Source organism: Gorillibacterium sp. sgz306347 (assembly GCF_059735245.1).
Genome location: NZ_JCAPET010000087.1, coordinates 1 through 5,168, shown reverse-complemented (window position 1 = coordinate 5,168; position 5,168 = coordinate 1). Strand labels below are relative to the sequence as shown.

At 59.1% G+C, this 5,168-nt stretch carries 6 protein-coding genes; 3 read left to right on the top strand and 3 right to left on the bottom strand.

Features of this window, described 5'->3' with window-relative positions:
* Positions 1–196 precede the first annotated feature (196 nt).
* The 3 genes from AC6I6H_RS22340 to AC6I6H_RS22330 all read right to left on the bottom strand — a co-directional run bounded on the left by AC6I6H_RS22340 (position 197) and on the right by AC6I6H_RS22330 (position 2,498).
* Positions 197–1,309, bottom strand: a complete 1,113-nt coding sequence (locus AC6I6H_RS22340) for an LCP family protein (RefSeq protein ID WP_497956799.1) — start codon at positions 1,307–1,309, stop codon at positions 197–199.
* 186 nt (positions 1,310–1,495) lie between these two features.
* Complete coding sequence (locus AC6I6H_RS22335; protein ID WP_497956796.1) at positions 1,496–1,999, bottom strand: MarR family winged helix-turn-helix transcriptional regulator; 504 nt, start codon at positions 1,997–1,999, stop codon at positions 1,496–1,498.
* Between the two features lie 16 nt (positions 2,000–2,015).
* Positions 2,016–2,498: a glutathione peroxidase gene (locus AC6I6H_RS22330; protein WP_497956794.1), complete on the bottom strand. Its 483-nt coding sequence runs from the start codon at positions 2,496–2,498 to the stop codon at positions 2,016–2,018.
* Positions 2,499–2,740: 242 nt separating this feature from the next.
* Between AC6I6H_RS22330 and AC6I6H_RS22325 the strand changes: the two genes are divergently transcribed.
* The 3 genes from AC6I6H_RS22325 (at position 2,741) to AC6I6H_RS22315 (ending at position 5,055) form a co-directional block, all read left to right on the top strand.
* Positions 2,741–3,658, top strand: a complete 918-nt coding sequence (locus tag AC6I6H_RS22325; RefSeq protein WP_497956792.1) for an ABC transporter ATP-binding protein — start codon at positions 2,741–2,743, stop codon at positions 3,656–3,658.
* Positions 3,651–4,580: an ABC transporter permease gene (locus AC6I6H_RS22320; RefSeq protein WP_497956791.1), complete on the top strand. Its 930-nt coding sequence runs from the start codon at positions 3,651–3,653 to the stop codon at positions 4,578–4,580. Before AC6I6H_RS22325 ends, AC6I6H_RS22320 begins: the two co-directional genes overlap by 8 nt.
* A 79-nt stretch (positions 4,581–4,659) precedes the next feature.
* Entirely contained in the window at positions 4,660–5,055 is a 396-nt protein-coding gene (locus AC6I6H_RS22315; RefSeq protein ID WP_497956789.1) for a hypothetical protein, read from the top strand.
* The last annotated feature ends 113 nt before the right edge of the window (positions 5,056–5,168 follow it).

Below are 5,168 nucleotides of genomic sequence, written 5' to 3'. Positions count from 1 at the left end.
CAGCCGCAGTCGCCCGCCGTGCACGCGCCCGGCGCTTGGCGCAGCCGCAGTCGCCCGCCGTGCACGCGCCCGGCGACTGGCACAGCCGCTGCTGCCTGCTGTGCATGCGTCCGCCCCGCCCGCCGGGCGCAAATAGAAACAGCGCTAATTTCCCGAATGCCGATCAACGGGAAATTAGCGCTGTTTGGTGTTCAAGTCAGCTCTCCGAGCTGCTTCCTGCTCCTGTGCCTGCGCCGCCGGCAGGACGGCCGCTGTCCGGCTCCACCGGCAGCACGCCCGCCGTCGTGCTGAGGTGCTGCAGGACGGCTCCGTTCTCCGCCTGATCGTCGGTCAAGCCGACGCGGTGGCGCAGAGCCAGGATCGCGTTCCGCAGGTCCTCTTCCTTCGGAACAATGTAAGGGCTTCTCCATTCGCCGTCCAGGTGAATGAACTCGATCTGCTCCGGCTTCAGCTCGCGGAACGAGCGGATCCAGTCCCGGAGCTCCGCCTCCGGCACGTCGGTTTTCACGTTCCGGCCGACCGCCTCGATAATATTGCCGAGGCTCGCAATCCCGTTCACCGAGGTCAGCTTGTCGACCAGCTCGCGGATTACCTGCTGCTGCCGCTCGTTGCGGGCCAAGTCGGACGAAGGCTCGGTGCCCCGGTTGGACTTGCGGTAGCGCACGAAATCGAGCGTGTTCTTTCCGTCCAGCGTCTGGAGCCCCTCCTTCAGTTTGATATGCGTGCCGTCCTCGTTGTCCACGTATTCCATGTCCATGTCGACATTCAGCGTCAGGCCGCCGAGTTCGTCCACAATGTCGCGGAAGCCCTGAAAATCGAGCACCGCCATGTGGTCGATCGGCACGCCGAGCAGCTCGCTGAACAAGCTTTTGGTATTGCCGATCGCGGTATCGCGGTCTTTGTTGTAAAAGTACGGATAATAATAATTCGCTTTATGCGACCCGATCGAGTCTGGCTTCAGCTGCAGATCGCGCGGCAGCGAAACGACCGTGGCGGCATGGGTGTCCGGGTTCAGCGCCATCAGCATGATGACATCGGTGTTCATCGACCCCTCGCTGCCGTCACGGCTGTCGACGCCGGTAATCAGGAAGGTCAGCGGGCCGATGCCCGCTTCCTCTTCTTCCGGCTCCGGTGCGGCCGTGGCGGAGGATGCCGGGGGCGCCGGAGTCGGCGGAGCGGCGACGCTGCGGATCGCCTCGTCCGCTTTATTCAGCAGATATACGGTATAGACGCCGGCCCCGAGCAGGAGGACGGCCAGGCTGATGCCCGTCGCCCACAGAATGCGCCGAACCCTTTTTCGCGTTTTCATGCAGGGCCTCCTTGGTTTTGTGGATGAATGCGGGTAGTGCACCGGCCAAATCCGTTTAAACGGATCGGCAAAACGTTCTACGGAATTTTACCGCGATTTTACCCGAATATATGTGACAATTTTGTGAACATTTCTGCACAACAAAAAAACCGGCCGCCGCCGATTCGACGGTGAAGCCGGTTTTTGCTACTCTTCCTTGCCCTGCGCGCGCTCGGAGCTCCGTTCGTTGATGTGCCGAAGCTGCTCCAGCAAGCCTTTTACCTCCTGGAAAAGATGAGCGACCTCCTCCTGCGAGCTGCCCGCCTGCTTCAGCAGCCACTCCGGGATGCATGCAGCTTCCCCCTTCAAGCGCTCTCCGCTTTCGGTCAGAGATACCGTTACCTTGCGCTCGTCTTCGGAAGAACGCTTGCGTACCAGCAAGCCTTGCGCCTCCATCCGCTTGAGCAAAGGCGTAAGGGTCCCGGAGTCGAGATGGAGCCTTCGGCCCAGCTCGTTGACGGTCAAGCCGTCCTGCTCCCACAAAACGAGCATGGTTAAATACTGGGGGTAGGTCAGGCCAAGCGCTTCGAGCATCGGGCGGTAAAGCTTGGTCATTTCCCGCGAAGCCGCATAGAGGGCGAAGCAGAGTTGGTTGTCGAGCTTCAGTTGTTCATCGTCGCCGGGCGGTTGAGGCCGGGAATCGGTACTCATGAGATCCTCCTAATTGCTAGTTTTCCAGAAGGGCTTCAATCTCCTTCGCCAGCTTGGACGGTTTTGTCTGCGGGGCGAAACGGGCGACGGGCTCTCCGTTCTTGTCCACCAGAAACTTGGTGAAGTTCCACTTGATTTCGGAGCCGAACATGCCTTTCTGAGCGTTCGTCAAAAACCGGAATAGCGGAGAGACGTTCTCCCCCTTCACATCCACCCGGTCGTACATCGGAAAGGCAACGCCGTAATTCAGCTGGCAAAAATTAACCGTTTCCTCAATGTTGTCGAACTCCTGGTTCATGAACTGGTCGCACGGAAACCCCAGAATGGCGAAACCGCGGTCCTTATATTGCTCGTACAGCTCCTGCAGTTCCTTGAACTGAGGGGCAAAGCCGCATTTGCTGGCCGTGTTGACGATCAGCAGAACCTTGCCTTCATAATCGCCGAGCCGTTCGGTTGAACCGTTTGTTTTCGCAACTTCAATATCGTAGAGAGCCGCCATGTGAATCGTTCCCTTCTCCGCTTATTTTCTTTCATTTTCCCCGAATAAGCAAATCATACCTCATCGCCCCCGAAATTTCAATTTCATAAAATACAATTGTTTAAAATTGTTCACACTCTACTTTAGCGCAGGGCTCCTCCAAGGCTTTGGTCCAGGACAAGAGGCGGCTTCGGTCCGTTTTCCGGCTGCGCGGCGAGGCTTACACTGATAAACGTCATAGAGAAACAGAAAGGGATGGGACCATGAACCAACCAACGGTCAAACTGACCGGCGTCACCAAAAAAATCGGCGGAAAAACCTTGATCGACAACCTGAGCTTCGAGGTGCCGCGCGGCGAAGTTTTCGGGTTTCTCGGCCCCAACGGAGCGGGCAAAACAACCACGATCCGCATGATGGTCGGGCTGATGAAAATGACCTCGGGGGACGTCCTGATCGAGGGCCACAGCGTCACGCGCCAGTTCGAGCAGGCCATCCGCCATGTCGGCGCGATTGTCGAAAATCCGGAGATGTACAAATACTTGAGCGGGTACCGCAACCTGGTCCATTACGCCCGCATGACGCCCGGCGTTACACGCCATCGGATCCAGGAGGTCGTCAAGCTGGTCGGGCTGGAAAACCGCATCCACGACAAGGTCAAACGCTACTCCCTCGGGATGCGGCAGCGGCTCGGCGTCGCCCAGGCGCTTTTGCACAAGCCTTCGCTTCTCATTCTGGATGAGCCGACCAACGGCCTCGATCCCGCCGGTATCCGGGAGCTGCGCGATTACCTTCGCCGGCTGGCCCGGGAAGAAAACATCTCGATTATCGTCTCCAGCCACCTTCTTTCGGAAATGGAGCTGATGTGCGACCGGATCGGCATCATCCAGAACGGACGGCTGGTCGATGTCAAATCGATCAAGGATTTCGTCGGGGAGGAACGGGGCGGCCGGTACGCCATCGAGGTCGATTCTCTTGAAGCCGCGCAAGCGGCCCTCACCGTCGCCCGCGGAGTGGAGATCGATGCGGCGGGCCATCTGACGGTCGCGGCCGAACGGGAAGAAGCGGCGGAGCTTGTCGCCGCGCTTGTCCGCGCCGGCGTCCGGGTGTACGGCGTGCGCCCGGTGACCAAAACGCTGGAAGACCGATTCCTCGAAATGACCGGAGGCGAACACATTGCTTAACCTGATCCGCAACGAAAACATGAAAATTTACCGCCGCTCCCGTACCTGGGTACTGGTGCTCCTTTTGCTGGCGGTGGTCGGCGGGTTGTCCGGCATCACCAAATATAACGAGCCCCCGGCACAGGACTGGAAGCAAACCGTTACCGAAAGCAAGCAAAGCGCTGAAAAGGCGCTGCAGGACAAAGAGCTTTCTCCGGATGGCATCGCTTATTACCAAGAGCAGCTCAAGGTGGCCGATTACCGTCTGGAGCATAACATTCCTCCGGAAAACAACACCGTGTGGGGCATGATGCTTGCATTTTCGCAAATGGGCATCCTGGTCACCATTTTGACGGTCATTGTAGCGGCGGATATCGTCTCCGGGGAGTTTGCTTCCGGAACCATCAAGCTGCTGCTGATCCGGCCAAGCAGCCGCTCCAAGCTCCTGCTGTCCAAATACATCGCCGTCCTGATGTTCGGTGTTCTGATGCTTTTGCTGCTTGCCGGCTCCGCTTATCTGATCAACGGATTCCTGTACGGCTTTGACTTTTCTATCCCAACCTACCTTTACCTGCAAGATGGCGCGGTCCAGGAGCAGTCCATACTGGCCCGCATCCTTGCCCAGTACGGCTTCGGCTGCGTTACCCTGCTGATGACCGCTACGCTGGCGTTTATGATTTCGACCGTTTTCCGCAGCAGCTCGCTATCCATTGGCCTTTCGCTGATGATTCTGCTGCTGAGCGACACCGTTACCATGGTGCTCCGGCAATACTCCTGGATCAAATATTACTTGTATGCGAATACCGACCTGGAAGCTTATTTCGGCGGTACTCCGCTGCGCAGCGAAATGACGCTCGGCTTTTCCGTCACGGTGCTTTCCGTCTACTTCCTGGCGTTTCTGATTCTGTCCTGGACCGTGTTCCGCAAACGGGATGTCGCATAAAGCGCCGGACGCCCGGGCAGTTTAAAGCAGAAGCCGAACGGGTAAGGAATGGCAATCCCTTAGAAAAGGTGGGAGCGACATGGACAATCACGACAACGGCTATGCGCCCGACGACAAAAAGAACCGCAGCGGCCTGTTCGGAGGCCTGACGCCCAACGATCTTGCCTCCCCGGCTTGGGAGGCGGCATTGGGCCAGGACACGACGGACCCGCAAGCAAGCGGAGTGACGGATACGGTGCCGGTCGGCGAATATGAAGCCGGCGGGCCTCAGGCGGAGGACAGCCTCTCCGGCGAAGCATACGCAGATGAGGAGCGGATCGGGGACATCGACCTGGCCGCCGTGCCGGACGCGGATGAAATCGCCAAGGACAGCCCGGTCGATCCGGCAGCTCCCCCGGTGGACGTTGTCCACGGAACGGACCTGCTGAACGGTTCGGGAGCCGACGATCCCGACGACACAGGCCGACGTCCGTAGTCGCGGCGGGCGGCAGCACCTGCGACGGTGCTTCGGCGAGTGCTGCTCCGGTAGGCGGTGCTTCGGCGAGTGCTGCTCCGGTAGGTGGCGCTTCGACGGGTGATGTTCCGGCG